The following is a 26,173-nucleotide window of genomic DNA, read 5'->3' on the forward strand; positions in this document are numbered from 1 at the left end:
TCAAGAAGCTTCGAATCTACCGGCAGGTAGTGCGCGTGTGAGGGCCGGAACAGGTGATTCGCGCCACCACTGGAGCCCCTGCCATGCTGTGCCCCCCGGAAACGGGCCACCAGGGGCGGGAACCGCACGGGGAACACACGGCATCGGACGACGGAACGGGACAGATGACAGCGGAAGCCAAAGCAGCCATTCCTGCGTCGCCCGCCCTGACCGAGCGCCAGGAGGCGCGCCGCCGCCGCATCCTGCACGCCAGCGCCCAGCTGGCCAGCCGGGGCGGCTTCGACGCGGTCCAGATGCGCGAGGTGGCCGAGGCCGCGGGGGTCGCGCTCGGCACGCTCTACCGCTACTTCCCGTCCAAGATCCATCTGCTGGTCGCCACCATGCAGGACCAGCTCCAGCATCTGCACTCCACGCTCCGCAAGCACCCGCCGTCCGGCGATTCGGCCGCGGAGCGGGTCGCCGAGACGCTGATGCGGGCGTTCCGCGCGCTCCAGCGCGAGCCGCACCTCGCCGACGCGATGGTGCGCGCGCTGACCTTCGCCGACCGCTCGGTCAGCCCCGAGGTGGACACGGTCTCCCGGCAGACCACCGCGATCATCCTGGACGCGATGGGCCTGGACCACCCCACCCCGCAGCAGCTCTCGGCGGTCCGCGTGATCGAGCACACCTGGCACTCGGCCCTGATCACCTGGCTTTCGGGGCGGGCCTCGATCGCCCAGGTGAAGATCGACATCGAGACGGTGTGCCGGCTGATCGACCTCACCGCGCCGGACGGCACCCTGGCCTGACGCGTTCCCGGTCCGATCGGGCTCCCGGCCCGATCCAGCGTGGCGGAACCGGCTCTGCGCCCGGCGCGCACATACTGCGGGTACTACCGCCCCGCGCCGCTCTGTGCGCCGTGCGCGCCCCCGTGCCACCCCGTGGCTGATAATCCGGGTTCCCGTCTCCCGGGGCGCAGATAGAAATGTTTCGCGTGCAAAAGGAAGGCAACCGGTAGGCGGGGAGCTTGAGGGGGCTGAAACGTGATCCGGGTACTTCTCGTGCACGACGCCTGTCTGATGCGGTCGGCATTGGCCGACCGCCTGGCCCGTGAACCGGGCTTCGAGATCCATCACGCGCCCTGGCGCAGTGCACCCGCCCGCGCGCGGGTCCTGCGCCCGGATGTGTGCGCCGTGGACCTGGACTGTTCCGACTCGTACGGAATCGCACCGCTGGGGGAGTTACAGAGCCGGCACAACGGGTCGCGGGGCACCCGGCTCGTCGTGCTGGCCAGCGCCAACAGACCCGGGCCGCTGCGCCAGGCCGTGGAGGCGCACGCGCTGGGCTACGTCGGCAAGGACGCCACTCCGGAGTGTCTCGTCACGGCGATAAGACGGGCCGCCGCAGGCCAGCGGTTCGTCGACGACTCACTGGGTTGCGGGTTCCTGCGGGCGGCCGAAATGCCGCTGACGAGACGGGAGCTGAGCGTGCTCTCACTCGCCGCCGAGGGCGCCTCCATCGCGGACATCGCGCACAGCCTCCATCTGTCCAACGGGACCGTACGGAACTACATGGCGGCGATCACCCGTAAGACCGGCGCCCGCAACCGCGTGGACGCCATCCGCATCTCCCAGGGCGAGGGATGGGTGTAATCCGGTCAACTCCCGGTAGAACGCGGATTGTTGGAGAAGTTCGTCGTGCGTGCCGCGTTCCACCCCGGTGCCGCCGAGCATCAGCACCTGCCGGGCCCGGCGTGCCGAGCCGGTCCGGTGTGCCACGACCACCAGGGCCGTCCCGGGCCGCTCAGCGAACGCCCGCTCCGCCCGGTCCTCCGCCGCCGGGTCGAGATGGCAGGTCGCCTCGTCGAGCAGGACCAGGGGCGCGGGGGCCGCGTAGGCCCGGGCGAGCGCGATCAACTGCCGCTCCCCGGCGGAGAGTCCGGCCGGTGCGACGGTGGCGTCGAGTCCGCCGAGCCGGTCGACGAGTCCGCGGGCGCCCACGGCCGCACAGGAGGCGAGCAGGCTCTCGTCGCCGGGCGGGTCGTCCGGGCACAGATAGCTGAGGTTGGCGCGGACGGTGTCGGTGAAGACGTACGCCTGCTGGGGCACCAGGACCCGCGCGCATCCGCGTAAAACCTCGCCGCTGTCCGGCGCCCGCACCCCCGCCATGAGCTCGGCCAGCGTGGACTTGCCGATTCCGCTGGGGCCGACGACCGCGAGGTGCCCGCCGTGCGGCACGGTCAGGTCCAGGCAGTCGACGACGGGCGCCGCGCCCGGCCCGTACGCGAAGGTGACGCCCCGCAGCCGCACGGCCTCGCCCGGTCCGGGCTCCCCGCCGGGGCGCTCGGGTACCTCCTCGTGCGCCCCGTCCGCCGTCAGCCGCCGCATCACCACGAACAGCCGCGCCCCCGAGGTGCCCAGGCCCTGCATCAGGGACTGCAGGGCCGGGATCAGGGACTGGGTGAGATAGGCGAGGGCGCCGACGAACGCGCCCGGGGTGACGCCGTGGTCGAGCAGCCAGGGGGCCGCCGCGAGCAGCAGCACCACGGTCAGCCGGCCGCCGATCCCGGCCGCGAGGGTCCGCAGCACGCCCCAGCGGGCCAGTGCGCGCGAGGCGTGGAACTCGGCGTCGATCCGCTCCCGTACGTCCCTCCCCACCCGGTCCTGCGCCCCGGCCGCCGTGATGTCCCGCAACCCGCCGACCGCGAGCCCGAGTTCGGCGGCCAGTGCCTCGTCGGCGGCGAGGAACACCTCCTGGCGGCGGGCGAGCGGGCGCAGGGTGGCGAGGAACAGGGCGAGTCCGGCGACCAGCGGCAGCGCCACCACCGGCAGCAGCACCGGCGCCAGCGAGAGCAGCCCGATCAGCGCCCCTGTCGCCGTGACGACGAAGGTCCGCGACACCATCACCAGACCGGCGAGCGTGTCGCGGGCGATCTCCACCTGGTGGGTGAGCCGGGAGACCGCCGCCCCGTCCGGCGTCCGCAGCGCCCGGCGCACCACCCTGCGTACCAGGTCGTCGCGTACGGGCTCGACGAGCGCGGCCACCGCCAGATGCACCCGGCCGGTGCCGAACGCCCCGGCCACCACGCCGAGCGCCGCGAGCCCGAGCCAGCCGAGGCCGACTCCGGTGTGGCCCGCGAGGAAGCCCCGGTCGAGCGCCCGCGCCAGCGCGTAGCCGAGCAGGAACGTCTCCCCCGCCTCCAGCGCCGACCAGGCGGCGAGCCGGAGCAACGCCCGCCACCGGGGGCGCACGAACCGCATCAGGCGCCCCTGCGCCCGGTCTCCTCTCACCCCGCCTCCTCCCACCCGGCCTCCTCCGCGAACACCGCGCGGTACTCGGGCAGCCGCCACAGCTCCGCGTGCGGGGCGAGCGCGCGCACCCCGCCGCCGTCCAGCCACACCACCAGGTCGGCGCGGGCGGCCGTGGTCACCCGGTGGGCGACGATGAGCCGGGTGCCCGGGGTCAGCTCGTCGAGCAGGGCGCGGGACACCTTCAGCTCGGTCGCGGAGTCCAGGCTGGAGGTGGCGTCGTCGAGGATCAGCAACCGTCCGCAGTGCGCGAACGCCCTTGCGAGGCCGAGTCGTTGGGCCTCGCCGCCGGACATCGGGGCCTCGGCGCAGGGCGTGTCGTAGCCGAGCGGCAGTCTGCGGACGAACTCGTCGGCGCACGCCGCCCGCGCGGCCGCCCGGACCTCCTCGGGGCCCGGTTCGCCGACGCCGAACGCGATCGTGCCGCCGACGGTCGCGCCGAGGAGCGCGGGGCGGGCGAAGGCGTGGCCGACCTCGCGGCGCAGCGCGTCCCTGGAGAGCTCGGGCAGCGGGACGCCGTCGACCAGGACCGTGCCCCGGTCGGGGTCCGCGAGCCGGCCCGCGACCGCCGCCAGGGCCGTCTTGCCGCTGCCGGACCGCCCCACCACGGCGGCCACCGCCCCGCCGGGCACGTACAGGTCGACCTCGCGCAGCGGGCCGGTGGAGACGCTCCGGAACTCCAGGGCCCCCGCACCTTCGGGAAGTTGGCGTGTTCCGTACGTCATGGCGGGCGGGGCGAGTGCCTCGGCCAGGCGGTCGGTGGCGGCGCGGCCGCGCACCAGGGCGTTGAGCTGGCCGACCAGGGCGCCGGTGCCGGTGGCGAGGACCGCGTACCGCCAGGCCGCGAGCATCCCGCCGACGCTCAGCGCGCCGTCCGCGAGCCGCAGCCCGGCGACCGCGAGCACGGTGAGCTGGAGCAGGGGCAGCAGGGCGGCGGCCTGGGCGGTGGAGCGGCCGGTGACGCGCCACATGCGAAAGCCCTGGCGGGAGAGTTCGGGCAGGGGGGCGAGGATGCGGGCCGCGTCGCGTTCGGCGGTTCCGGCGGCCGCGATGGTGCGGGCGCCCTCCACCGCCTCGCTGAGCCGCCCGGCGATCTCGCCCTGGGCGCGCAGATAGGCGGCGCCCGCATCGGCGGACGCGCGCACGAACACCCGCAGCAGCAGGGCGAGTACGGGCATCCCGGCGAGCAGCGCGAGGGCCGTCCACCCGTCGGTGAGGGCGAGCGCCACCAGGCCGCCGACCGGGGTGAGCACGGCGGCGAGGGTGGCGGCGAGGGTGGCGGGGACGGGTCCGGCCTGGGCCGCGTTGCCGACGAGCCGGGCCACCAGGTCGCCCTCGGGCAGGACGGCGCGCGGCCCGGTCGCGAGGACGTGGCGCAGGACCCGGTCGCGTATCCACGCGGTGGTGCGGGCGGTGGCGGTGGCGGTGACCAGGCCGTCGAGGGCGCCGAGCAGGACGGTCGCGCCGGTGAGCGCCGCGCACAGCGCGAGCCAGGGTCCCGCGTCCGCCCGGTCGTCGCCGAGCAGCAGGTCGAGGGTGCGGCCGAGCGCCCACGGCAGGGCCAGGCCCGCCCCGGCGAGGGCCGTGGTCAGCAGCAGGACGAGGGCGGCGGGTGCCGCGCCGTACCGAACGGTCTCGCGGAGAAAGGGGCGCTGCGCCAAGGGGCCCTCCGGGGCGCGCACGCCCCGGGCGGAGAGCAGATCCGCCCGGGGCCGCGTCACACAGTTGATCAGGTTCGATCAAGGTTGATCAGGTGCAACAGGGATTGATCAAGGTGGCTCGTGTGCTCAGAGGCAGAGCAGGAAACTGTTCGAGCTGTGCTTGTCACACGCGAGCAGGCTGAGGCTGCTCTGGTCGCCGCCACCGCCGCCGCCACCACCGGTGGTCTCGGGAACGTCCAGCTTCTGCAGGTCGAGAAGTGTCATCGCCATCTCCTTCAGTCCAGAACTTCTTCGTGGGGACGGGTTCACCGTCCGGCCCCTCGCGGGGCCGTCTTGGGGGCCACCGGAAGCGGTGGCAGGAAGGGCAGCCCGACCGGGCGCCTTCGGGCGGACGCGGCACCGGGCACGGAGCCCAGGGCGAGCAGAACGCCCGCCGTGCCGGTCGCGAGGTCCATGGAGAGCCGCATCATCTGGTCTCCGGGAAAGGCCAGTTGGCCCTTGTACGGCACGGCGTACCAGGCGAGCGCCGCGCTCTGCGCGTCCAGGTCCGGGCGCGCGGCGCGGGTGCGGGCGAGGTGCAGCACCATGCCCGCGCGGCCGTTGAACAGGCCCGGCTGGGCGTAGTACCGCAGCCGGGCGGTGGGCAGGATCGCGGCCCTGGCCTCAGCGAACTCCTCGTCGTACCGGTGCGCCAGATAGTCGTCGAGCACCATCGCGATGCCGACGCCGCCCGCGCCGAGATAGGGCATGATCCGCGCGCCCTCGTCGACCTGGAGGGCGCCCGAGCGGTCGGTGACGCAGCGGGCGAGGTCGCGCCGGAGGAACTCGGCGGCGTGGTCGAGGAGCGCGGGCTCGCCGGTGTGCTCGTAGAGCCGCAGGAAGAGCAGGGCCGGACCGCTGGCGCCGTGCAGCAGCCCGGCGCGCGGGCGCCCCGCGGCGTCCGGCTCCGGCTGCCCGGCGATGGTCCAGGCCGCTTCCAGCGCCCGGTCGCGCAGATCGCCCTCGCCGGTGGTGCGGCCGAGCGAGTCGAGGGCGAGCCCGAGTCCGGCGAGGCCGCCGTGCAGCCCGGGCGCGAGCCGCTGCCACTTCTCGTCGAGCACCCGGTCGACGAGGTCGAGCGCGCGCTCGGTGTGGCCGAGCCGGTCGAGGACGTACGCGACGCCGCTCAGCCCGTCGTAGAAGCCCAGCGGACAGCCGGCGGGCGGCTCCTCGGTGCGGCGCAGCAGCCACTCCTCGCCGTCCCGGTAGCGGTCGGCGCCGGTGACGTCCAGGGCGTAGAGCACCCCGGCCGCGCCGTGCGCGACCCCGAGGCCGCCGCCGTCCGCGAACTGGGAGATGTCACCGGGGAAGAGCCGGTCCTCGCGCTCGGGCGTGGCGGAGGCGAGGATCGCGCGGACCATGGAGTCGCGCCCGGCGGGCCACTCGGCGGGGGCGACGGGCAGGTACGGCCGCCGCAGGGGCTCGTCCGTGCCCCGGATGACCCGCACCGCCTCCTCGAAGAAACCTTCCGGCACGGCGGGGAACTGGCTCGCCGCGACCTTCGCCAGATGCGCCGCCTTGTCCTGGTCCACCACAAGGAGCGTCGTCATCGGCACGAACAGCGCCAGTCGCAGACAGGCCAGCGCGTACTCGTCGACCTCGAAACCGGTGCGGTCACGCGGGGCCATGAACCCGGGATGCGCCATCATCTGCCCCTGGTGCTCGTCGACCGGCACCGCGGCCTCGAAGTCGAGGAGCTGCACGGAGACTTCACGGCCGCCTTCCGCCTCGCCCCCGTCCGGGGCGACCATCACGTTGAACATGTGCAGGTCGTTGCAGACCAGGCCGCGCGAGTGCACCGCCTCCACCGCCTGTTCCACCGCCTGGTGCACCGAGAGCGCCCAGGTCGTGTACGAGGCCACCGCGTCCGGGTCGGGCTCGACGGCGAGCAGCGGGTGGCGCTCGGCGAAGAACGCGTTCAGCGTGCGCCCCTCCAGGAAGTCCATGACGAGGAAGCGGTGGCCGCCCAGCTCGAACCAGTCGCGCACCTCGGGCGCCACGCCGAGCCCCGAGAGCCCCTCCAGGGCGGCCTTCTCGCGCTCCAGACGGGTGACCGCGTCGCAGCCGTCGGCGGCAAGACCCGCGTGCGGCCGGGCCTCCTTGAGGACGACCTTGCTGCCGTCGCGCGCATCGGTCCCCGCGTACACCCCGCCGCCGTTGGAGAAGTGCAGCGCCCGCTCGATGCGGTACGGCAGGTCGGCCACGGTCGTCGCGTTGCGCGCCGCCAACTGGGGCCCCAGGAACGGGGGCAGCGCCACCCACTCGGGCACCTGGAAGGCGGGGTCCCGGCGGTCGGGGACCAGCTCGCCCCGGGCGTTCTCGATCGCGGGGACCAGCGCCCCGCCCTCGCCGACGCAGTGCCGCTCGACAAAGCCCCCGTAACGGACGTACAGGGGCCCGGAGTTCCAGCGCAGATCGGTAAGGATGTACGGGCCCGGCTCACCCTCCAGGAGCTCGCCGAGCTCGTTCAGTATGCGCTCCAGCTCGCCCACGCCGGACGGGTAGATCGTGGCGAACTTCCCGCTCGAACCGCGCCCGGCGTACTTGGAGTTGCGCAGGTGCAGCGGCTGGCGGCCCGGCACGAACTTGAACGGCACGGCTCTGGGGACGCAGTACTCCCACACCTGCGCCGCCATCTTCTCGGCGTTGTCCAGACACGCCGAGACGTGGATCTTCCAGCCCTGGAGGGGACGGCCCGGGCGCGGTTCGCCGGCCGCGTCCACCGGACTGAAGTGGAGCCAGTCCCCGGAGACGAAGGTGCGCCATCCCTCGGGGACCGGGCGCTGGGCCGCCTCGAAGAGCGGAACGGACTCCCCGGTCCTGGCCGACAGCAACCGGTCCGGAGTCTCGTAGAAATGCCTGTCGGCCAGGCAGAAGACCTCGTACCGCTTGTCCATCGCTTCCCCCCTCGGTGGCGTGGCAACGAACGTGCCATGCCGGCCGTGGGCCGGACAGTCGCGGATGTCATGGGGTCACTGTGCGGTACGCATGCGTCAACCTGCGTTCGTAGGGGTTCGAACAGGCGGCGATTCGGCTGCGGGCCGGTGGGGGCTGAGCGCGCAGTTCCCCGCGCCCCTAGAGACGCCCCTTCGGGGCGCCCTTCACTGGGTGCGGTACCCCGTACCCCCTAGGGGCGCGGGGAACTGCGCGACCAGCCCCCACCGGCCCGCAGCCAACCGACTACGCAGCTGGCGAAGCACTCACTCCTCGGGGGGAAAAACGGGCTCGCCCGAATCGCGCAGCGCGATGCTGATCGCCTCGACCGGGCACCCCTCGGCCGCCGCGAGCACGCGCTCATTGGCGTCGATGTCGGCGACCCGCGGCCGCGACTGCCGGGCCGTGTCCAGCCCGAACCCACCCGGCGCGGTGTTCACACACATGCCCGACCCGATGCACACGCTCCGGTCGACCTCGACGTGCCAGCGGTCGCCCATCACACCTCGCCCCCGTACCCGGCGGGCAGGTGGATCATCTTGTGCTCCAGGTACTCGCTCAGCCCCTCGGGCCCGAACTCCCGCCCCAGGCCAGAGTTCTTGTAGCCGCCGAACGGCCCGAACATGTCCAGGCTGAAGGTGTTCACATTGAAGGTGCCGGTACGCACCTGCCGGGCGAAGTCGATGCCGTGCTCGACGTCGCCGGTCCACACGCTGCCGCTGAGCCCGTACTCGGAGTCGTTCGCGATCCTCAGCGCCTCGGCCTCGTCCGCGTACGACAGGAGGCAGATCACCGGCCCGAAGATCTCCTCGCGGGCGATCCGCATGGAGTTGTCGACGCCGCCGAAGAGCGTCGGCTCGACGTACCAGCCCCGGTCCTGCCCGGCCGGACGGCCGCCGCCCGCAAGGATCTTGGCGCCCTCCTCCTGGCCGATCCGGATGTAGTCGAGCGAGCGCTGCCGCTGCCGTTTGGCGACCAGCGGGCCGACCTGGGTCGCCGGGTCGAGCGGATCGCCGACGACCAGCTGCCCGGCGGCGGCCGCGAACGCCTCCGCGAACTCGTCGTAACGGCTCGCGGGCGCCAGGATCCGGGTCTGGGCGACGCACGCCTGCCCGTTGTTCATCCACGCGGCCGGGACGACTCCGGCGACGGTCGACGCCAGGTCGGCGTCGGGCAGGACGACGGCGGCGGACTTGCCGCCCAGCTCCAGGGTGACCCGGGTGAGGTTGCGCGCGGCGACCTCCATCACCCGCCGCCCCGCCGCGACCGACCCGGTGAACGACACCTTGTCCACGTCCGGGTGCCCGACCAGGTACTCGCTGACCTCGCGGTCGGCGGGCAGGATCGAGAGCACCCCCTCCGGCAGCCCGGCCTCCCGGGCGATCTCGCCGAGTATGTACGCGTCGAGGGGCGTCTCCGGGGACGGCTTGAGCACCACCGAGCACCCGGCGAGCAGCGCGGGCGCGAGCTTGGCGGCGGCCACGAACTGCGGGACGTTCCACGGGACCACGGCCGCCACGACCCCGACCGGCTCGCGCCGGACCAGGATGGGCCCGAGGACGCCGGCGCGCCGTTCCTCGTACGGGAAGTCGCGCGCGACGGTGATCGCCGCGTCCCAGACCATCATCGCGCCGAGGGCCTGCGCGAGGACGCTCCAGGAGTACGGGGAGCCGTTCTGCGCGCTGATGGAGCGGGCGATCTCCTCGTGGCGCACGGCGATCGCGTCCTTGATACGGGAGACGACCTCGATGCGGTCCGCGAGTGGCAGCCGTGGCCAGGGTCCCTCGTCGAACGCCCGGCGCGCGGTGGCGACGGCGTGGTCGACGTCGGCCCGGGAGGCGTGCGGCACCCGGCCGATGACCTGCTCGGTGTGGGGCGAGACGACGTCGATGACGTCGGTTCCTCGGGGGTCGGTGAGCTCCCCGCCAATATAGAGCTGGGTGTGCTCGATGAGATCGCTGGTCATGGCGTAACGCCTCCCACTGCGGTCCATTTTCTGACGGCATTTCAGATCTGCCAGAACTGATACCAGTTCCACTATCAGGAGTCCACGGGCCGGGAGACCCCTTGAGCACTGACTGAAACACGTTCTACTGTGGCGGTGCCCTGGAGCTTCCAGCAGGTGGCCGGAGACGAGGCTGATCCATGACGCAGGTGACACGGGGAACGCGGGTGGGAGACCACGGCGGGGGCGTCCACTCGATCGAGGTGCCCATCCCGGACAACCCCCTCGGCCACACGCTGGTGTACGTCGTCGACACCGACCGGGGCCCGGTCCTGATCGACACCGGGTGGGACGACCCGGCGTCCTGGGACACGCTGACGGACGGCCTGCGGCGGCTCGGCACCGATGTCGCCGACATCCACGGGGTGGTGCTCACCCACCACCACCCCGACCACCACGGGCTCTCCGGCCGGGTACGGGAGGCGTCCGGCGCGTGGCTCGCGATGCACGCGGCGGACACGGCGGTCGTACGACGCACCCGGGAGGCCGAACCGGGGGCGTGGCTCGACTACTTGACGGAGAAGCTGACGGCGGTGGGGGCGCCGGAGGACCACCTCGCGCCGCTGCGGGCGGCGCGGGCGCGGGGGTCCGGCCGGTCGCTGCCCGGCATGCGGGCGGCGCTCCCCGACCGGGAGATCGTCCCCGGCGACCTGCTCCCACTGCCGGGCCGCCGACTGCGGGCGATCTGGACACCGGGTCACACGCCGGGCCACGTCTGCCTCCACCTGGAGGAACGGCACCCCTCCGACCGCCCCGGCCACGGCCGCCTCTTCTCCGGCGACCACCTGCTGCCCGGGATCACCCCGCACATCGGGCTGTACGAGGACCCCGACGACGCGACGGTGACGGACCCTCTGGGCGACTACGTGTCCTCCCTCGAACGGGTGGGCCGCCTGGGGGTGGCGGAGGTGCTCCCCGCCCACCAGTACACGTTCACGGACGCGGCCGGTCGCGTCCGTGAACTCCTGACCCACCACGAGTCCCGCCTCGCGGACCTGCTGGCGCTCCTGGCATCGGAGCCGTTGACCCCCTGGCAACTGGCGGTCCGCATGGAGTGGAACCGCCCCTGGGAGGACATCCCCTACGGCTCCCGCAACATCGCGGTGTCGGAGGCGGAGGCGCATGTACGGCGACTGGTGAAGCTGGGGCGGGCGGAGGGGGTACCGGGCCGGCCGCAGGCCTATCGGGCGGTGGGGGTGGGTGGGGGCTGAGGTGGGTTTACCGGGGGCTGCGCCCCCGGACCCCGTTCGTCTGCGGACCATATGTGGCTGGTCGCGCAGTTCCCCGCGCCCCTGAATGCGCCCCTTCGGGGCGCCCAGGGGATGTCGCGCAGCGGCATTCAAGGGGCGCGGGGAACTGCGCGACCAGCCCCCACCGGGGCCGCAGCGAACAGGGTCCGGGGCGGAGCCCCGGTAGGGGCCCCCGGGCCAGGGACACGGCGGCCGGTACAGTGAACCCGTCGTCCATGACCGTACGGGGGGAAGCCGGTGCGAATCCGGCGCTGACCCTTCCCCAAGCTCTCGACTCCGCTCGAGCAGGGGAGACCCCAATCCGTAAAGCCGGAGCACCCCTACGGACATGACCGGCTCAGCGGTCACCGGCAGACAAGCCGATGACCGGCCCCGTCGAGGTACACGGAGCCGGAGCCGGCGTGCCCCCGCGCCCGCCTGTCGCCCGGCCCCCGCAGGAGAGGCACCGCCCGCCATGACCGTACGCCGCTGCGCCGCAGTGCTCGCCGCCACCGTCGTCCTGGGCGGCGCCGCCGCCCCGGCCGCCTTCGCCGACGGCACGGCGCCGTCCTCCTCCCCCGCCTCGACCCTCCCGCAGGGGCTGTACGGGACGAAGGACCCCGCGTACGACGGCGTCTGGCGGCAGTCGCTCGCCCTGCTCGCCCAGAGCACGGTCGGCGTGAAGCCCGCCGCGCAGGCGGTGACGTGGCTGACCGGGCAGCAGTGCGAGACCGGCGCGTTCGCCTCGTACCGCCTCGACGCCACCAAGCCGTGCGACGCGAAGACGATGCTCGACACCAACGCCACGGCCGCCGCCATCCAGGCCCTCGTGGCCCTCGGCGACCACACCGACGCCGTGAAGAAGGGCGTCTCCTGGCTGAAGACCGTGCAGAACGACGACGGCGGCTGGGCCTACAACCCCGGCGCCAAGAGCGACGCCAACTCCACCTCCGTCGTGATAGGCGCCCTCGCCGCCGCCGGTGAGAAGCCCGCCGACGCCAAGTCCGCCAAGGGCGGCAAGTCGCCGCTGGACGCGCTGCTCACGTTCGCCATGCCGTGCGACAGCACGCCGGGCTCGGGCGCGTTCACGTACCAGCCGGACCTCAAGACCGCGAAGCTGTACGCGAACGCCGACGCCAGCGCCGCCGCCGTGACCGCCTCGTACGGCAAGGGCCTCGCCGCCACCGCAGGGAACCCCGACGCCAAGGGCACCACCTGCGAGAAGGCGGCCACGCCGGAGCAGGCCGCGCACAACGGCGCCGCGTACCTGGCCAGGACCATGGCCAAGTCGGGCCACCTCAACTCCGCGATGCCGGGCGCCGAGAGCCAGCCCGACTACGGCAACACCGCCGACGCCGTCGTCGCCCTCGCCGCCGACGGCCAGGAGGCCCAGGCCAAGCAGTCCCTGCAGTGGCTGCAGAAGAACGCGTCCGGCTGGGCCAAGGAGAACGGCCCCGCCGCCTACGCCCAGCTCCTCCTCGCCGCGAACGCCACCGGCGCCGACCCGAGGAACTTCGGTGGCGCGGACCTGGTGTCCCAGCTGAACGCGACGGGCCCGACCCCGGCGGGAACGCAGGCCGCCGACCAGAGCAAGCCGGCGGTCAAGTCCGACGAGAAGAAGGACGACTCCTCCGGTATGGCGGTGTGGTGGATCGTCGGCGTGTTCTTCGTGGCGAGCGTGGGCGTCGGCTTCCTGGTGAGCGCGCGCAAGAAGAACGCGCAGAAGTGATGCCCAGGCACCGCCTCTCGGCCGTGACCGGCCTCGCCCTCGCGCTGACGCTCGGCGCGGGGGCGGTGGCGGGGCCCGCCCAGGCGTCGGGGTACCGGTACTGGTCGTTCTGGGACCGCCAGGGCACGACGTGGACGTACGCCACCCAGGGCCCGGCCACCGCGCACCCCTCGGACGGCGACGTCCAGGGCTTCCGCTTCGCGGTCAGCGCGGACTCCAAGGACGCGGCGACCCCGCGTTCGGCGCCGACGTTCACGGAGGTGTGCGCGTCGACGCCCGCGAAGCCGGGCCGCAAGCGGGTCGCCCTGGCCCTCGACTTCGGCACCCCGCAGGACGCCCCGGGCGGCGAGACGCCCCCGGCGGCTCGTACGGCGTGCGCGCAGGTCCCCGAGGACGCGACGACGGCGGACGCCCTGGCCTCGGTGGCCAAGCCGCTCCGCTACAACAGCGCGGCCCTGCTCTGCGCGATCGCGGGCTACCCGCACACGGGCTGCGGCGAGCAGGTGTCGGGCAGGACGGATACCTCGAAGCCCGCCGAGCAGTCGGCCGAGCCGAAGAAGACGTCCGACTCCGGCCCGTCCCTGGGCCTGCTGGCAGGCATCGCGGCGATCGTGGCGCTGGCCGCGGCAGCGATCTGGCAATCCCGCCGCCGTCGCGACTGACGCGACGATCAGATGCCCACGAACGAGGACAACCGGCAGCCGCAGACGCAGTCCCCCGCCACGGGCGGCACTCCCACCCATCCTCCGCAGCCGCCGACGGCGAATGCGCCCCGCAAGAGGACCCGCACCGGCGAACCCACTGTCACGGGCGGAGCGGGTTGGTACGCCAACCCGGCCGAAGGCCGGGTGCACGCCCACGGCCCGCGGTCGACGGCAGGCGCGCCCCGCCCCCGCCCCCGAACCCGCACGCCCGGCGCAGCCGCCCGCACCCCCTACGCCACCCGGTCCAACGCCCTGCACCCAGGCGCCTGGTGGCTCTGGGCCATAGGTCTCGCCACGGCCGCCTCCCGCACCACCAACCCCCTCCTCCTCGCCCTCCTCGTCGGCGTCGCCGGCTACGTCGTCGCCGCGCGCAGGACCGACGCCCCCTGGGCCCGCTCGTACACCGCCTTCGTCAAGCTCGGCCTCGCCGTCGTCGCCATCCGTCTCGTCTTCAACGTCGCCCTCGGCTCGCCGATCCCCGGCACCCACACCCTCCTCACGCTCCCCGAGGCCCCCCTCCCGGAGTGGGCGAAGGGCATCCGTATCGGCGGCCGCGTCACCGCCGAGGGCATGCTGTTCGCGCTGTACGACGGCGCCCGCCTCGCCACGCTCCTCATCTGCGTCGGCGCCGCGAACGCCCTCGCCAACCCGGCCCGCCTCCTCAAGGCCCTCCCGGGCGCCCTGTACGAGGCGGGCGTGGCCGTCGTCGTCGCGATGACGTTCGCGCCGAACATGGTCGCCGACGTCGCCCGCCTGCGTACCGTCCGCCGTCTGCGCGGCCGCCCCACCGGCGGCATCAAGGCGATCCTCCAGATCGGCCTGCCGGTCCTGGAAGGCGCCCTGGAACGCTCGGTCGCCGTCGCCGCCTCGATGGACGCCCGTGGCTACGGCCGCACCGCGCACGTACCGCCCGCCGTCCGCCACATCACCACCGTCCTCACCCTCGGCGGTCTCCTCGGCGTCTGCGCCGGTACGTACGGACTCCTCGCCGCCGAAGGCGCCCGCTACGGCCTGCCCGTCCTGCTCACCGGCCTCGCCGCCGCCCTCGCGGGCCTGCGCCTGGGCGGCCGCCGCTCGGTCCGCACCCGTTACCGCCCCGACCGCTGGGGCGCCCGCGCCTGGCTGGTGGCCGGTTCCGGCGCGGCGGTGGCGGCCGCGATGATCTGGGCGGGTACGTACGCACCGGACGCCCTGCACCCGGGCGTGGTCCCGCTCACCGCCCCCACGCTCCCCCTCTGGCCCGCCCTCGCCACCCTCCTCGGCCTGCTCCCGGCCTTCGTGACCCCCGCGCCCCAGGCCCCCCAGGCCCCCCAGGAGTCAAAATGATCCACTTCGAAGAGGTGTCGGTCACCTACGAGGGCCACGCCACCCCCACGATCCAACAGGTCCAACTCACCGTCCCCGAGGGCGAGTTGGTCCTCCTCGTCGGCCCCTCCGGAGTCGGCAAGTCGACGCTCCTCGGTACGGTCTCGGGCCTGGTCCCCCACTTCACCGGCGGCACCCTGCGCGGCCGCGTGACGGTCGACGGCCGTGACACCCGTACCCACAAGCCGCGCGAACTCGCCGACCTGGTCGGCACGGTGGGCCAGGACCCGCTCGCCCACTTCGTCACCGACACGGTCGAGGACGAGCTGGCGTACGGCATGGAGTCGCTGGGCCTCGCCCCGCACGTGATGCGGCGCCGAGTCGAGGAGACCCTCGACCTGCTGGGCCTCGCCGACCTCCGCGACCGCCCGATCGCCACGCTCTCCGGCGGCCAGCAGCAGCGCGTGGCGATCGGCTCGGTCCTGACGCCGCACCCCAAGGTCCTGGTCCTGGACGAGCCGACGTCGGCGCTCGACCCGGCGGCGGCGGAGGAGGTCCTGTCCGTACTGCAACGGCTGGTCCACGACCTCGGCACGACGGTACTGATGGCGGAGCACCGCCTGGAGCGCGTGATCCAGTACGCCGACCGCGTCCTCCTGCTCCCGTCCCCGTCCACACCCCCGGTCCTTGGCACCCCCGCGGAAATCATGGCAATCTCCCCGGTCCACCCCCCGGTGGTAACCCTGGGCCGCCTGGCGGGCTGGGACCCCCTCCCCCTATCGGTACGAGACGCCCGCCGCCGAGCAACCGACCTCCGCAGCCGCCTGGCAAGCAAGGGGCCGCAGCCGCCGACGGCGCCCCACGAGGAGACCCGCACCAGCGAACCCACCCGCCCCGCACCGGAAATCACCAGCCGCCTCCGCGCAGCGCTCCGCCGACGCCGAGGCACCAAGGCAACCCCCGCCACGACGGCAACCGCAACCGTCACAGGACTCGGCGTACGCCGAGCCCGCATCGACGCCCTCCGCCACATCACCCTCACCGTCACCCCCGGCGAAACCCTCGCCCTCATGGGGCGGAACGGCGCCGGCAAGTCCACCCTCCTCAACACCCTCGTCGGCATGATCGAGCCCACCACCGGCACGGTGACCGTCAACGGCCGCACCCCGCACCGCACACCCCCGCGCGAGCTGATCCGCGAGGTCGGCCTCGTACCGCAGGAGCCGCGCGACCTGCTGTACGCGGACACGGTCGAGGCCGAATGCGCGGCGGCCGACGCGGACGCCGAGGCGACCCCCGGCACCTGCCGCGACCTCGTCTCCGCCCTGCTGCCCGGTGTCCCCGACGACACCCACCCCCGCGACCTCTCCGAGGGCCAGCGCCTCGCCCTCGCGCTGGCGATCGTGCTGACCGGCCGCCCCCCGCTGCTCCTCCTGGACGAGCCGACCCGAGGTCTGGACTACGCCGCGAAGGCCCGCCTCGCGGACATCCTGCGAGACCTCGCCGCCGAGGGCCACGCGATCGTCCTGGCCACCCACGACGTGGAGCTGGCCGCCGAGATCGCCCACCGGGTGGTGATCCTGGCCGACGGAGAGGTGGTCGCGGACGGCCCGACGGCCGACGTGGTCGTCTCCTCGCCCTCCTACGCCCCCCAGGTCTCCAAGATCCTGGCCCCGGACCCGTGGCTCACGGTCACCCAGGTACGCGAGGCCCTGGCATGACGGCACCCCTGCAACAGAGCGACCGCCAGGTCAGAGCCGTCCACCTCGGCCCACGCGGGGTCGTCGCCCTCGCCCTCGTCACCCTCGTCGGCGTCGCCGCTTTCGGCTGGCCCCTTCTCGCGGACGAGGATTCCGGGCTCGCCCACTCCCAGGACGCCCCCTGGCTCTTCGCCGCGCTCCTGCCCCTCCTCGTCGGTGTGGTCGTCGCCACCATCGCGGACGAGGACGACGGCATGGACGCCAAGGCCGTCGCCATGCTCGGCGTCCTCGCGGCGGTCGGCGCCGCCCTGCGCCCGCTGGGTGCGGGCACGGCCGGTCTGGAGCCGATGTTCTTCCTGATGGTGCTGAGCGGCCGCGTCCTGGGCCCGGGCTTCGGCTTTGTGCTCGGCTCGGTCACGATGTTCGCGTCCGCCCTGCTCACGGGGGGTGTCGGCCCCTGGATGCCGTTCCAGATGCTGGCGATGGGCTGGTTCACCATGGGCGCCGGGCTGCTCCCGGGCCGACACCGCCTCCGGGGCCGGGGCGAGCTGGCGATGCTCGCGCTGTACGGCTTCGCGGCGTCCTTCGCGTACGGCACGATCATGAACCTCCAGGGCTGGACGTACATCGGCGGTATGTCGTCCGGCATCTCCTTCCACCCGGGCGACCCGCTGGGCGAGAACCTGCTGCGCTTCGCCGCGTACTGCGCGACCACCTCGCTGGGCTGGGACCTGGGCCGGGCGGTGCTCACGACGGTCCTGACGTTCACGCTCGGCTCGACCGTACTGAAGGCACTGCGCCGGGCCACCCGGCGTGCCGCCTTCGAGGCCCAGGTCACATTCGACGGGTCCCCCTCGGAGGCCCAGGTCACATCCGGGCGGCCGCCGGGGTGAGGCCCCCCACAGGACCTACGTCACATACGACCCGGAATAGTTGCTTTATACGGGCTAGATAAAGCCACAAATAACCCTTCCGACCAGCCGTTTCTCCGGCACCCCCCACCCGGGCCGTTCCGCCCCGGATGCGAGGACCACTAGTAACAGGGGTCGTTGCACCGGCCCCTCGGGGTCGCTAAAACTGGTGCAGTCGCCGGGCACCGCCTGGCCCGTCACCCGGGCCGCGGAAGCCCACGCAGGACGAAGAAACCCTCGCTCCTCCCGGGAGCTCATGTGGCTCTCCGGAGCTGCCACCTGCTCCGCGACAGCCCATGTCCCCGAAGTTAGGTGTCTCTGTGTCGTTCGCCGCCCGTCTCGCCGCCCGCAAGAAGTCGATCGCCGCCGGTGCTGCCACGCTGCTCGCCGCCGCCGGTATCGCGGTGGCCGCCGTTCCCGCCCAGGCCGCCCCCATGGGCGCCCAGGACGTGGCGAAGAAGATGATCCCCAGCGCCGCCCAGTTCCAGTGCTTCAGCAACATCGTCAACCACGAGTCCGGCTGGAACATCCACGCCTCGAACCCGTCCAGCGGTGCGTACGGCCTGGTCCAGGCGCTGCCCGGCTCCAAGATGGCCACCAAGGGCTCCGACTGGCAGACCAACCCGGCCACCCAGATCGCGTGGGGCCTGGACTACATGAAGTCGCGCTACGGCAGCCCGTGTGGCGCCTGGAACTTCTGGCAGCAGAACAGCTGGTACTGAGCCACCAGCTGAGCACGAGCAATGCGAAGCTCCCCGGTAGGAACGCCTACCGAGGGAGCTTCTCCCTTATGTCCGGGCGCCGGTCCTACAACCGCTGCTATCCGGGCGCCGGTCCTACAGCCGCTGCAGGATCGTCGCCGTCGCCAGCGCACCCCCCGCACACATCGTCACCAGCGCGAACTCCCGGTCACGCCGTTCCAGCTCGTGCAGGGCCGTGGTGATCAGGCGGGCGCCGGTGGAGCCGACGGGGTGGCCCAGGGCTATGGCGCCGCCGTTGACGTTCACCTTGTCCAGGTCCTGGTCGAAGACCTGGGCCCAGCTGAGGACCACCGACGCGAAGGCCTCGTTGATCTCGACGAGGTCGATGTCCCGCAGCGACATCCCGGCCTTGCCGAGCACCGCCCGCGTCGCGTCGATCGGCCCGTCGAGGTGGAAGTGCGGGTCGGCCCCCACCAGCGCCTGTGCCACGATCCGCGCCCGGGGCCGCAGCTTCAGCGCCCGCGCCATCCGCTTGGACGCCCACATGATCGCGGCCGCGCCGTCGGAGATCTGGGAGGAGTTCCCGGCGGTGTGCACGGCGGTCGGCATGACGGGCTTGAGCCCGGCCAGCGCCTCCATCGACGTGTCCCGCAGGCCCTCGTCCCGGTCGACGAGCCGCCACATGCCCTGCCCGGCCGCCTGCTCCTCGTCGGTGGTGGGCACCTGCACCGCGAACGTCTCCCGCTTGAACCGCTCCTCGGCCCACGCCACGCCCGCCCGCTCCTGCGAGAGCAGCCCGAGCGAGTCGACCCGCTCCCGCGTCAGCCCCCGGTGGCGCGCGATCCGCTCCGCCGCCTCGAACTGGTTGGGCAGGTCCACGTTCCACTCGTCCGGGAACGGCTTGCCCGGCCCGTGCTTGGACCCCGATCCCAGCGGCACCCGCGACATGGCCTCCACCCCGCAGCTGATGCCGACGTCCACGACGCCCGCCGCGATCATGTTGGCGACCATGTGGCTGGCCTGCTGGGACGACCCGCACTGGCAGTCCACGGTGGTCGCCGCCGTCTCGTACGGCAGCCCCATCGCCAGCCACGCGTTGCGCGCGGGGTTCATGGACTGCTCACCGGCGTGCGTGACCGTGCCTCCGACGATCTGCTCGACGCAGTCGGCGTGGATCCCGGTCCGCCCGAGCAGCTCGCGGTAGGTCTCGCCGAGCAGATAGGCGGGGTGGAGATTGGCGAGCGCACCTCCGCGCTTGCCGATCGGCGTGCGTACGGCTTCGACGATGACGGGTTCCGCGGCCATGAGCTCGTCCTCTCCTCGCACAGTCGCCGGGGCCTCCCGGAGCCCGCCGCGACCGAACCGGTCCGGAACTAGTACGCGTTCTAGTTCCGTATGCAGTCTGGTGAGACTTACCCCCGGTACGCAAGGGTTGTGCACGCACCCGCGCACTCCCGCGCCCGCAATCAACCACCCCCGCACCCTTGCGACTTGTAGAACCCGTTACTACCTTTCAGTCAAATTCTGATGGGCCGTCAGACAAGTGCCGTCGAGATGGAGTTGCCGATGCGCTGCCCCCACCTGCCCGAGGGGTTCGACTTCACCGACCCCGACCTGCTCCAGGACCGCGTCCCGTACCCGGAGTTCGCCGAGGCGCGGCAGACCGCCCCGGTCTTCTGGTGCCCGCAGCCGCACGGCCTCGCCGGCTTCGGCGACGACGGCTACTGGGTGGTGACCCGGCACGCCGATGTCAAGTACGTCTCCACGCACCCGGAGCTGTTCTCCTCCACCACCAACACCGCCGTCATCCGCTTCAACCAGAACATCACCCGCGACCAGATCGAGGTCCAGCGGCTGATCATGCTGAACATGGACCCGCCGGAGCACACCCGGGTCCGCCAGATCGTCCAGCGCGGCTTCACCCCGCGCGCGATCCGCTCCCTCGAAGGCGCCCTGCGCGACCGCGCCCGCCGGATAGTCGACACGGCCCTCGCGGCCTCCGAGGGCCACGACTCCTTCGACTTCGTCACCAACATCGCGGTGGAGCTGCCGCTCCAGGCGATCGCGGAACTCATCGGCGTACCGCAGGAGGACCGCGCGAAGATCTTCGACTGGTCCAACAAGATGGCGGCGTACGACGATCCCGAGTACGCCATCACCGAGGAGATCGGCGCCGAGGCCGCCATGGAGATCGTGTCGTACGCGATGAACCTCGCGGCGGCGCGCAAGGAGTGCCCGGCGAAGGACATCGTGTCGACGCTGGTCGCGGCGGAGGGCGAAGGGAACCTGCTGGCCGACGAGTTCGGCTTCTTCGTCATCCTGCTCGCGGTGGCGGGCAACGAGACGACCCGCAACGCGATCAGCCACGGCATGCACGCGTTCCTCACCCACCGCGACCAGTGGGAGCTCTACAAGCGCGAGCGCCCCGAGACGGCGGTGGAGGAGATCGTGCGCTGGGCGACGCCGGTGGTGTCCTTCCAGCGTACGGCGACGCAGGACACGGAGCTGGGCGGCCAGAAGATCAAGGCGGGCGACCGGGTCGGCCTGTTCTACTCGTCGGCCAACAACGATCCCGAACTCTTCGACGAGCCCGAGAAGTTCGACATCCTCCGCGACCCGAACCCGCACCTCGGCTTCGGCGGCGGAGGCCCGCACTTCTGCCTCGGCAAGTCGCTCGCGGTCCTCGAAATCAACCTGATCTTCAACGCGATAGCCGACGCCCTGCCGAACCTGACGCTGGCGGGCGACCCGCGCCGCCTGCGTTCGGCATGGCTGAACGGCATCAAGGAGTTGCAGGTCAGCCCGTGAGCTCGCGAGCTCGTGACCCCTACAGCTGCCGTACGAAGTCGCTGAAGGCGGCGGGGTCGAAGCGGATGGCGGGGCCGTGGGGGTTCTTGGAGTCGCGAACGGCGACGGTGTGAGGGAGGGCGGCGAGCTCTACGCAGTCGCCGCCCTGGTCACCGCTGTAACTCGACTTACGCCACCGAGCGTCGGCCAGCTCAGAGTTTCTGCTCCCCATAGCGCTCCTCCATCACCCGCCGGATCAGCTCTACCGAGTCCCGGAGAGACAGGGCGGCCGCCTGGAGATGATCGTATCGGAGCGAACAGTCCTTGACAGTCTCCGGGTTGGCCGTGGGATGCCCCATTCCGTAGCCCTCGGTGTAGACGATCGCGGGATCGCTGGAGAACCGATAGAGGTTGAATGAGCCTTGCAGCCCGGCGTGCGACCCGACCTCGTACGGCAGCACCTGAATGTTTACCTTCGGGTTGTCCTCGTAGCTCAACAGACGCGCCAGTTGATCCCGCATGACCTGCGAGCCACCAATTTCCTGGCTCAGGGCCGCCTCACTCAGGATCGCCCAGAGCACCGGCGCGCCGTCCTTCTCCAGAATCCGCTGTCGAGCGATCCGGACCGCCGTACGGTCCTCCAGATTGACCGGATCCACCGCACCCAGCACCGCCCGGGCGTACCCGCTCGTCTGGAGCAGCCCATGCACCATGTGCGTTTGGAACGTATAGACCTCAATCGCCCGCGCCTCCAGCTCAGCAACTTGCTGAAACCAAGCCGGGAGTTGACTTCGCAGCACCAGTGGCAGGAGCCGGGACAGCAGTCCGCCCGTGCCGAGCGCGATGTCCGCGCGCTCGCTGAAATCGGACGTCGGTAGTTTTCGGGCCGTTTCGATCTGGCCGATCAGTGAGCCCGTGTACGAGATGATCGCGCCCAGTTGCTTCTGGGTGAGCCCGCTCGCCTCGCGGTAGCGGCGCAGCTCGTAGCCGTAATAGTCGAGCGGCGAGGCGCTCGGGTCGAGGACGTTGATGTGGACCACGGCGGGTACCCCCTCGTGCTCAACTCCGCTTACTTCTAAGCAGGTTGCATTCGTGCCGTAGCCGAGAGTAGCCATCGCACGCCACGCTCGTCCCGTGAACGACAATACCCAGTACGGCATGCGCTTCACGGTCGGCGTGCACTCCGCGCGCCATGTCCGCAGGATCGTCCGTACGCACCTCGACTTCTGGGCCATGTCCGACCTCGCGGACGCGGCCGAACTCGCCGTGACGGAGCTGCTCGCCAACGTGGTGCGCCATGTGCCCGACCGCTACTGCGAGTTGAGCATCCACCGTCGGCCGCACGGCGTACGCGTCGAGGTGTCGGACAGATTCCCGCAGCTTCCCCTGCCGCTCACCGCGTCGGACGAGGACGAGTCCGGGCGCGGACTCGTCCTCCTGGACGCGATGGTCGACAAGTGGGGTGTCTCCCCGGGCCCGGCCAGGACCGGGAAGACGGTGTGGTTCGAGTGCACCACTGCCGACGGCACCACCGCCGACGGCATCGTCACCGACGGCCCCAGCGCCGATGACTCAGCCCGCGTAGTCGCGGATCACCTGCCGCGCCACGCGTGAGCGGGGGCCCGCGAGCTCGGCGTCGATCGCGGCGGTGGAGTCCTCGGTGGGGCGGACGGCGGCCGGGTGCGGCGCGGCCGCCTCGGCCAGGCGGCTGCGGCGCAGATGGGTCGGCGGGTGGGTCGAGTCGACGGCGTGGCCGCGCAGGGCGGCGGTTCGGCGCAGGCGCTCGTACTCCCGCTCCGGTACGGCTCCGATGTGCTCGGCGAGCCGGTCCCACAGGCCCCGCTCGGCCTCGTCGCGCGACGGGCCCCCGCGGCCCTTGGTGTGCGCGGCGACCGACTCGCGGCGCAGCTCAAGGGCGACCGAGCCGGCGACCAGGACCTTGTCCATCAGCTCCACGGCCGCGTCGGTCGAGGCGGCCCGGGCGGCGGCCTCGTCCGCGAGGTACTCGGCGCGCTGGGCCGCGCGGAGGGTGAGCTGGTCCAGCAGGACCAGCACGCCGTACACCACCCATCTCGGCACGGCCATCAGGTAGTTGGCGAACCGCTCGGTCATGGTCGGACACGGCTTGGGCGACAGGAAGTAGACCCACAGGGCGAGCGAGCGCAGTGCGTTGTGGACGATCGCGCCGTGCCGGGTGTCGCCGTTGGCGTAGTGGCCCAGCTCGTGGCCGAGGACGGCGACGCGCTGGCGGGGGGTCAGCACCTCCCAGAGGCCGAGCCCCAGCCGGAGCACCCGGCGCTGCCGGATCCCGTACGTGCTGACCGAGGCGTTGGCGTCGGCCTGGATCACCACCGCGTCCACCCCGCGCGTCCCGACCACGGCCGCGACCTCGTCGATCAGGCCGAACAGGTGCGGCGCGTCGGCCCGGTACAGCACCGGCTCCTCACCGGTCGCGGGCAGCGAACCGAAGCGGGGCCGGAGCACGAACGCGATGCCCAGGAGCAGAACGCCGAGCGCCCAGCCGCTGAAGGTGCCGATGCCGCTCACGAGGACCACCGCCCCCGCGACGGCGAGGCCGAGCGTGACGGCGTGCACGAGCAGCGCCAGCGCGCGGGCGAGAACACTGGACGGGTCCTTGTGGGCGCGGCCGTCGATCCCCTCCGCGAACAGCTGCTCGCCGTGCCGTCGCGCCAGTTGCCGCCGCAGCGCCTCCAGCCGCCCCTCGGGCGCTTCCGGCGAGCCCGGATCGACGTTCCAGCCGCACTCGGCGCACCACGTCACGAACCTCGGGTCGACGGGTACGTTCTGGCCGCAGTCCGGGCAGAGCTTCGCCGCCGGTCTTTCGGTCTCCACGGTTCTTTTTCCCTCCCCTGGCGGCCCCTCCCCAGGAGCCGCGTCCGATGCCGGGCGGGCGACCGCGCCGACGAGGCAGGGTAACGCCCGCCTCTTGATCGCCCACATGGCGAGGGGAGGGGCCGACGGTGAGCTCGGCCTCTGGGCCGGGGTGGTGCCGGTGCGGAGCTACTTCGACGCGCCGGAGCCCGACCCCGTTCTGCCCGCCGGCATCGCCTTGGCTCTCCATGTCGCCGCTCTGGGCACGGGCAGCTCCGGCAGCTGAATGCCGCGCGGGCCCGCCAGCACGTACACCAGGGCGAAGCCCGCGCCGACGACCGTCGCGCCGCCTATCGCGTCGAGCACCCAGTGGTTGGCGGTGGTGACGATCGCGCAGACCGTGAAGAGCGGGTGGAGCATGCCCAGCACCTTCATCCACAGCTTGGGCGCCACCACCGCGATCACGATGCCGCACCACAGCGACCAGCCGAAGTGCAGACTGGGCATCGCCGCGTACTGGTTGGTGACCTGCGTCATCGGCCCGTAGTCCGGGTTGGCCAGATCCTGCGGGCCGTGGACGGTGTCGATGAAGTCCATGCCCGGCATCAGGCGCGGCGGGGCGAGCGGGAAGAACCAGAAGCCGACCAGGCCGAGCAGCGTGGCGAAGCCCAGGGCGGCGCGCGCCCAGCGGTAGTCCGCCGGGCGGCGCACGTAGAGGACGCCCAGGATGGTCAGCGGCACCACGAAGTGGAACGACTCGTAGTAGAAGTTGAAGAACGACAGCAGCCATTCGGCGTGCTGGATCGAGTGGTTGGCCCAGTGCTCGATGTCGATGTGGAGGGCGCGCTCGATGGACACCACGGTCCGGCCGTGCGCCTCCGCCGTCTCCCGTCCGGCGGTGGCCTCCAGCCGGATGTGGGAGTACGCCGAGTAGCCGACGCGTATGACGAGCATTTCCAGGAGCAGGTTCGGGCGGCTGAGCACCCGGCGCCAGAACGGCAGCAGCGGGATGCGGGCCCAGCGGGCCGGGACGGGCTCCGCGTACGCGGTGGGGACCGGCGCCCGGAAGTGCTCGGAGGTGCGCGGCAGGAACGGCACCAGGCAGGCCGCCGTCAGCGCCGTCAGCAGGGGAACGTTGTCGCGTAACGGGTACAGCGACGGCACGTTCGGCAGCAGCACCGTGCCCGGGAGCGTCATCACCAGGATGACGACGGCGGGCCATGCCAGGCGGTCGCGGGCCCTGGTCCCGGCCCGGCCGACCATCGCGAGCAGCACCCACAGGAGCTGGTGCTGCCAGGCGGTCGGCGAGACGGCGACCGCGACGCAGCCGGTGAGGGCGACGGCGAGCAGGAGCTGGCCGTCGCGCGCGTAGCGGACGGCTCGGCGCAGCCCGAGGAAGATCACGGCGACGGCGAGCGCCAGGAAGAGCGCGATCTCCAGCGGCCCTTCGAGGCCGACCCGGAGCAGGGCGCCGTGCAGGGACTGGTTGGCGAGGCCGTCGGGGCGCGCGCCGAGCCCGGCGCCCGCCACGTGGTGCACCCAGTACGTCCAGGAGTCGTGCGGCATGACCGCCCAGGTCAGGGCGGTCGCGGCGACGAAGGTGGCGGTGGTGGAGAGGGCCGCGCGTCTGCGTCCGGTGAACCAGAGCAGCGGGACGAAGAGCAGCACGGTGGGCTGGAGGGCCGCGCCGATGCCGATGAGCACCCCGCAGGCGCGCTGTCCGCGTACGGCGAAGCAGCCGAGCAGGACGAGCAGAACGGGGATGATGCTGGTCTGGCCGGTGGTGAGGGCGTTGCGGACCGGCAGCGAGAGCATCAGGAGGCTGATGGCGACGGGCGCGGCCACCAGCGAACTACGGCGTGAAATCGGCCCCGGCAGCGCGCGGGCGGCGACGACGCCGAGAACCGCGACGAGCAGCAGGGTGGAGAACGTCCAGGCCACACCGAGCGCCTGCTCGGCGGAGTGGGTCAGCGGTTTGAGGACGAGCCCGGCGAAGGGGGTGCCGGTGAAGTGCTCCTGGTCGTACAGGGACCCTTTGACGTGCAGCACGCCGTTGACACCGTCGGCGCCGTTGGCACCGGTCCAGGTCTCCAGGTCGGTGAGCCGTTCACCGGGTGGAAGGCGCAGGACGTGGGCCATCTGCCGTAACGCGAGGACGGCGGCGACCAGCCACAGCACCGCCCGGGCCACGCCCGTCCGGGTGTCCGCCGACCCCGAGTCCACCGTGCTGCCGCGTCCGCCGTGCTCCGCATTAGCCACGCCGCGCCGAACCTCCCACCGTTCTCCGTAAGCCCGCTGTTCGCCCGTCGTACCGGCCCCCGACTGTGGGGCGACTCCCTAGAGCCTCGC

21 protein-coding genes and 1 pseudogene are annotated in these 26,173 nt (G+C 72.5%); 11 read left to right on the plus strand and 11 right to left on the minus strand.

What is annotated here, in order from left to right:
• Window positions 1-164 precede the first annotated feature (164 nt).
• Both OG965_RS14330 and OG965_RS14335 read left to right on the plus strand, forming a co-directional pair.
• Window positions 165-788 (plus strand): TetR family transcriptional regulator, encoded by a 624-nt coding sequence (locus OG965_RS14330; RefSeq protein WP_371652443.1) that lies wholly within the window; start codon window positions 165-167, stop codon window positions 786-788.
• A 270-nt stretch (window positions 789-1,058) separates the two neighbouring features.
• Window positions 1,059-1,547: pseudogene (locus tag OG965_RS14335) on the plus strand (LuxR C-terminal-related transcriptional regulator); the annotation flags it as partial.
• On the opposite strand, the gene OG965_RS14340 reads toward OG965_RS14335, so the two are convergent.
• The 6 genes from OG965_RS14340 to OG965_RS14365 form a co-directional block, all read right to left on the minus strand.
• Complete coding sequence (locus OG965_RS14340; RefSeq protein WP_371656941.1) at window positions 1,473-3,239, minus strand: ATP-binding cassette domain-containing protein; 1,767 nt, start codon at window positions 3,237-3,239, stop codon at window positions 1,473-1,475. The pseudogene OG965_RS14335 and the gene OG965_RS14340 overlap by 75 nt on opposite strands.
• A 26-nt stretch (window positions 3,240-3,265) precedes the next feature.
• Window positions 3,266-5,008, minus strand: a complete 1,743-nt coding sequence (locus tag OG965_RS14345; protein WP_371652444.1) for an ABC transporter ATP-binding protein — start codon at window positions 5,006-5,008, stop codon at window positions 3,266-3,268.
• 66 nt (window positions 5,009-5,074) lie between these two features.
• Entirely contained in the window at window positions 5,075-5,212 is a 138-nt protein-coding gene (locus tag OG965_RS14350; protein ID WP_266979139.1) for a SapB/AmfS family lanthipeptide, read from the minus strand.
• A gap of 41 nt (window positions 5,213-5,253) precedes the next feature.
• Window positions 5,254-7,884 carry a class III lanthionine synthetase LanKC gene (gene lanKC / locus OG965_RS14355; protein ID WP_371652445.1) on the minus strand — a complete coding sequence of 877 codons (2,631 nt, stop codon included), beginning with the start codon at window positions 7,882-7,884 and terminating at the stop codon, window positions 5,254-5,256.
• A 303-nt stretch (window positions 7,885-8,187) separates the two neighbouring features.
• Entirely contained in the window at window positions 8,188-8,421 is a 234-nt protein-coding gene (locus tag OG965_RS14360) for a ferredoxin (protein ID WP_371652446.1), read from the minus strand.
• Window positions 8,421-9,887, minus strand: a complete 1,467-nt coding sequence (locus OG965_RS14365) for an aldehyde dehydrogenase (protein WP_371652447.1) — start codon at window positions 9,885-9,887, stop codon at window positions 8,421-8,423. Before OG965_RS14365 ends, OG965_RS14360 begins: the two co-directional genes overlap by 1 nt.
• Before the next feature lie 179 nt (window positions 9,888-10,066).
• Here OG965_RS14365 and OG965_RS14370 point away from each other — a divergent pair, with 179 nt between their 5' ends.
• The 7 genes from OG965_RS14370 to OG965_RS14400 all read left to right on the plus strand — a co-directional run bounded on the left by OG965_RS14370 (window position 10,067) and on the right by OG965_RS14400 (window position 18,226).
• Complete coding sequence (locus OG965_RS14370) at window positions 10,067-11,137, plus strand: MBL fold metallo-hydrolase (protein WP_371652448.1); 1,071 nt, start codon at window positions 10,067-10,069, stop codon at window positions 11,135-11,137.
• Window positions 11,138-11,630: 493 nt separating this feature from the next.
• Complete coding sequence (locus tag OG965_RS14375; RefSeq protein WP_371652449.1) at window positions 11,631-12,884, plus strand: prenyltransferase/squalene oxidase repeat-containing protein; 1,254 nt, start codon at window positions 11,631-11,633, stop codon at window positions 12,882-12,884.
• Window positions 12,884-13,546 carry an SCO2322 family protein gene (locus OG965_RS14380; protein WP_371652450.1) on the plus strand — a complete coding sequence of 221 codons (663 nt, stop codon included), beginning with the start codon at window positions 12,884-12,886 and terminating at the stop codon, window positions 13,544-13,546. The genes OG965_RS14375 and OG965_RS14380 overlap by 1 nt, the downstream gene beginning before the upstream one ends.
• Window positions 13,547-13,558: 12 nt before the next feature.
• Entirely contained in the window at window positions 13,559-14,914 is a 1,356-nt protein-coding gene (locus OG965_RS14385; protein WP_371652451.1) for an energy-coupling factor transporter transmembrane component T, read from the plus strand.
• Window positions 14,911-16,614: an ABC transporter ATP-binding protein gene (locus OG965_RS14390; RefSeq protein WP_371652452.1), complete on the plus strand. Its 1,704-nt coding sequence runs from the start codon at window positions 14,911-14,913 to the stop codon at window positions 16,612-16,614. Before OG965_RS14385 ends, OG965_RS14390 begins: the two co-directional genes overlap by 4 nt.
• Window positions 16,611-17,486: an ECF transporter S component gene (locus OG965_RS14395; RefSeq protein ID WP_371652453.1), complete on the plus strand. Its 876-nt coding sequence runs from the start codon at window positions 16,611-16,613 to the stop codon at window positions 17,484-17,486. Before OG965_RS14390 ends, OG965_RS14395 begins: the two co-directional genes overlap by 4 nt.
• Window positions 17,487-17,800: 314 nt before the next feature.
• Complete coding sequence (locus OG965_RS14400; protein WP_371652454.1) at window positions 17,801-18,226, plus strand: transglycosylase SLT domain-containing protein; 426 nt, start codon at window positions 17,801-17,803, stop codon at window positions 18,224-18,226.
• A gap of 114 nt (window positions 18,227-18,340) precedes the next feature.
• On the opposite strand, the gene OG965_RS14405 is transcribed toward OG965_RS14400, so the two are convergent.
• Window positions 18,341-19,510 (minus strand): steroid 3-ketoacyl-CoA thiolase, encoded by a 1,170-nt coding sequence (locus OG965_RS14405; RefSeq protein WP_371652455.1) that lies wholly within the window; start codon window positions 19,508-19,510, stop codon window positions 18,341-18,343.
• Between the two features lie 261 nt (window positions 19,511-19,771).
• On the opposite strand from OG965_RS14405, the gene OG965_RS14410 reads away from it, so the two are divergent.
• Entirely contained in the window at window positions 19,772-21,013 is a 1,242-nt protein-coding gene (locus OG965_RS14410) for a cytochrome P450 (RefSeq protein ID WP_371652456.1), read from the plus strand.
• 19 nt (window positions 21,014-21,032) lie between these two features.
• Here OG965_RS14410 and OG965_RS14415 read toward each other — a convergent pair whose 3' ends face one another.
• Both OG965_RS14415 and OG965_RS14420 read right to left on the minus strand, forming a co-directional pair.
• On the minus strand, window positions 21,033-21,224 hold the full coding sequence (locus OG965_RS14415; protein WP_371652457.1) for a DUF397 domain-containing protein: 192 nt from the start codon (window positions 21,222-21,224) through the stop codon (window positions 21,033-21,035).
• Complete coding sequence (locus OG965_RS14420; RefSeq protein ID WP_371652458.1) at window positions 21,205-22,032, minus strand: helix-turn-helix domain-containing protein; 828 nt, start codon at window positions 22,030-22,032, stop codon at window positions 21,205-21,207. Before OG965_RS14420 ends, OG965_RS14415 begins: the two co-directional genes overlap by 20 nt.
• Before the next feature lie 94 nt (window positions 22,033-22,126).
• Between OG965_RS14420 and OG965_RS14425 the strand changes: the two genes are divergently transcribed.
• Entirely contained in the window at window positions 22,127-22,606 is a 480-nt protein-coding gene (locus tag OG965_RS14425; protein WP_371652459.1) for an ATP-binding protein, read from the plus strand.
• Here the strand turns inward: OG965_RS14425 and OG965_RS14430 are convergent.
• Both OG965_RS14430 and OG965_RS14435 read right to left on the minus strand, forming a co-directional pair.
• Window positions 22,565-23,845: a M48 family metalloprotease gene (locus tag OG965_RS14430; protein ID WP_371652460.1), complete on the minus strand. Its 1,281-nt coding sequence runs from the start codon at window positions 23,843-23,845 to the stop codon at window positions 22,565-22,567. The genes OG965_RS14425 and OG965_RS14430 overlap by 42 nt on opposite strands.
• Window positions 23,846-24,013: 168 nt before the next feature.
• Window positions 24,014-26,002: a bifunctional glycosyltransferase 87/phosphatase PAP2 family protein gene (locus OG965_RS14435; RefSeq protein WP_371656942.1), complete on the minus strand. Its 1,989-nt coding sequence runs from the start codon at window positions 26,000-26,002 to the stop codon at window positions 24,014-24,016.
• Window positions 26,003-26,173 lie beyond the last annotated feature (171 nt).

Source organism: Streptomyces sp. NBC_00224, from assembly GCF_041435195.1.
Classification (GTDB): Bacteria; Actinomycetota; Actinomycetes; order Streptomycetales; family Streptomycetaceae; genus Streptomyces.

What these genes read in the sequence shown, in the direction of transcription:
- OG965_RS14395 (WP_371652453.1), top strand. Translation starts at nt 16,611, where the DNA reads ATGACGGCACCCCTGCAACAGAGCGACCGCCAGGTCAGAGCCGTCCAC.
- OG965_RS14370 (WP_371652448.1), top strand. Translation starts at nt 10,067, where the DNA reads ATGACGCAGGTGACACGGGGAACGCGGGTGGGAGACCACGGCGGGGGC.
- OG965_RS14375 (WP_371652449.1), top strand. Translation starts at nt 11,631, where the DNA reads ATGACCGTACGCCGCTGCGCCGCAGTGCTCGCCGCCACCGTCGTCCTG.
- OG965_RS14350 (WP_266979139.1), bottom strand. Translation starts at nt 5,212, where the DNA reads ATGACACTTCTCGACCTGCAGAAGCTGGACGTTCCCGAGACCACCGGT.
- OG965_RS14410 (WP_371652456.1), top strand. Translation starts at nt 19,772, where the DNA reads ATGCGCTGCCCCCACCTGCCCGAGGGGTTCGACTTCACCGACCCCGAC.
- OG965_RS14390 (WP_371652452.1), top strand. Translation starts at nt 14,911, where the DNA reads ATGATCCACTTCGAAGAGGTGTCGGTCACCTACGAGGGCCACGCCACC.
- OG965_RS14415 (WP_371652457.1), bottom strand. Translation starts at nt 21,224, where the DNA reads ATGGGGAGCAGAAACTCTGAGCTGGCCGACGCTCGGTGGCGTAAGTCG.
- OG965_RS14365 (WP_371652447.1), bottom strand. Translation starts at nt 9,887, where the DNA reads ATGACCAGCGATCTCATCGAGCACACCCAGCTCTATATTGGCGGGGAG.
- OG965_RS14360 (WP_371652446.1), bottom strand. Translation starts at nt 8,421, where the DNA reads ATGGGCGACCGCTGGCACGTCGAGGTCGACCGGAGCGTGTGCATCGGG.
- OG965_RS14380 (WP_371652450.1), top strand. Translation starts at nt 12,884, where the DNA reads ATGCCCAGGCACCGCCTCTCGGCCGTGACCGGCCTCGCCCTCGCGCTG.
- lanKC (WP_371652445.1), bottom strand. Translation starts at nt 7,884, where the DNA reads ATGGACAAGCGGTACGAGGTCTTCTGCCTGGCCGACAGGCATTTCTAC.
- OG965_RS14385 (WP_371652451.1), top strand. Translation starts at nt 13,559, where the DNA reads ATGCCCACGAACGAGGACAACCGGCAGCCGCAGACGCAGTCCCCCGCC.
- OG965_RS14330 (WP_371652443.1), top strand. Translation starts at nt 165, where the DNA reads ATGACAGCGGAAGCCAAAGCAGCCATTCCTGCGTCGCCCGCCCTGACC.
- OG965_RS14340 (WP_371656941.1), bottom strand. Translation starts at nt 3,239, where the DNA reads ATGCGGTTCGTGCGCCCCCGGTGGCGGGCGTTGCTCCGGCTCGCCGCC.
- OG965_RS14405 (WP_371652455.1), bottom strand. Translation starts at nt 19,510, where the DNA reads ATGGCCGCGGAACCCGTCATCGTCGAAGCCGTACGCACGCCGATCGGC.
- OG965_RS14400 (WP_371652454.1), top strand. Translation starts at nt 17,801, where the DNA reads ATGTCCCCGAAGTTAGGTGTCTCTGTGTCGTTCGCCGCCCGTCTCGCC.